The following is a 1,739-nucleotide window of genomic DNA, read 5'->3' as shown; positions in this document are numbered from 1 at the left end:
CCCAGGTATTTCATCGAGAGGCCAGTAATTAAGCGTCATTAACAAAGAAAAAGTGATCCTGAACTGCGAAAATAAAGGTATCTAAGCCATATTCTCAACAGTCCAAAGGATCACTCTCTCGGTGAACAACAATACCTCCCTTTACCCAGCCATACCAACCGTGAGCACAAACCAAGCACTCGTCTCCCACGCAGGACTCACCACCCTGAGCGACCTGCTCAACGCAATGGGTTTCCGCAAACTCTGCGAAAACCGATTCTCCCAATTCGTCCCGGCCGCGGCGGTGCACCGGCCAGGGAAGATGATCGCAGACCTGAGTCTGATGCTCGCCGCCGGCGGCGAGCAAGTCAGCGACACTGACCAGCTACGAACGGTTCAGGGGCTGTTCGGGCCGGTGGCCTCTGACCCCACGTTCAGCAGGTTCTTCGCCAGGATCAGCAAGCACCCGGGGGCTTTCGACTACGCATTCGCTACCATGCAACGCGAGGTACGGACCAAACTCTGGGCGGCTGCAGGTCAACGCAATCCCGCAGCACGAGCTTCCCGCATGAATCCTCTGACCGTGGATATCGACGCGTCCCTAGTCAACGTGCACTCAGATAAAGAAGGTGCCAAAGGAAACTACAAGGGCGGCTATGGTTTCTCTCCCATGATCGCCATGGTTGACTACGGCAAAACCCAGGGCACCGGCGAAATCCTGGCTGTCCGCCTGCGTCCTGGAAATAAAGCCGCGAACTCGGCGAAGGACCATATCAGCATCCTTAGCCAAGCGCTGGAACAACTGCCCGACGATTTCTATGACCCAGATGGTGTGCTGATTGGTGAAAAGATCATGGTCCGCACCGATAGTGCCGGTGCCACCCGTGAGTTCTTGAAGCATGTTGATTCGCTGGGCCTGCAGTTCTCCACCTCGTATTCACTGCCAGTGCTGAAGGAACGATTTGTGCGGTGGATCGATGAGAAGAAGTACTGGGAACCGGCGCTCACCGCCGATGGTGAGCATCGTGATAATGCGTGGGTGATTGATGCATCCAAGGTTATTGAACTCATTGGATACCCGCCAGGTTCCCGCATTTATCTTCGGGCTGAACCGTTGCATCCCGGGGCGAAAGCCAGCCTGTTTGATACGGACGGGAATAGAGTCACCGCGTTTCTGACGAACTCTCCACGCTACGACCCCGCGTTTTTGGATGCCCGTCACCGGGCGCGCGCAAGGTGCGAGAACAGGATCAAGTCTTTGAAGGCCGCGGGACTTGGGAAATTGCCTTTCACGTCGTTTGCAGCGAATCAAGCGTGGGCGAACCTGGCAATGTTTGCCTATAACCTGACTGCGTGGTTGCAGCTGGTCCTCCTGCCAGTTGGGCATGAAGCAGTCAGCTGGGATGTGAAAAGGTGGCGGTACCGTGTGTGGTCCATGGCTGGGAAGCTGACCAAGAGTGGCCGCCAACCCAGGTTGCTGATCAACCAGAAGGCACCGGAGTGTGGATTGGTCTTGTCACTCCAGGAACAGATCACCGGGTTGCGTCAGCGATGGTCAGGCAGGCCGCTGCGAACCTGAGCTTTCAAACGGTGGTTTTGGTGCTTCGAGTCAAGGGACGGCATGGTTCCGGTGCGTGGTGGCCGGCGCTGACGTCAGCGAAAGGACGGTCTTTGGCGTACCAGAATTCAGGAAACCCACCGGAAGTCCGGCGTGATACCGATCCGGTGGGCTTGAGAGTCTCCATGAAAAATCTGGGCTA

1 protein-coding gene is annotated in these 1,739 nt (G+C 56.4%); it reads left to right on the top strand.

Annotated features, from left to right (window positions below; all coding sequences use genetic code 11):
- Positions 1-121: 121 nt before the first annotated feature.
- Positions 122-1,558, top strand: a complete 1,437-nt coding sequence (locus CQ017_RS17760; RefSeq protein WP_105554815.1) for an IS1380 family transposase — start codon at positions 122-124, stop codon at positions 1,556-1,558.
- Positions 1,559-1,739: the final 181 nt, after the last annotated feature.

Source organism: Arthrobacter sp. MYb224 (assembly GCF_002975455.1).
Taxonomy (GTDB): domain Bacteria; phylum Actinomycetota; class Actinomycetes; order Actinomycetales; family Micrococcaceae; genus Glutamicibacter.
Note: the sequence above shows the minus strand (reverse complement) of the source record. Positions and strands in the feature narration are given on the sequence as shown.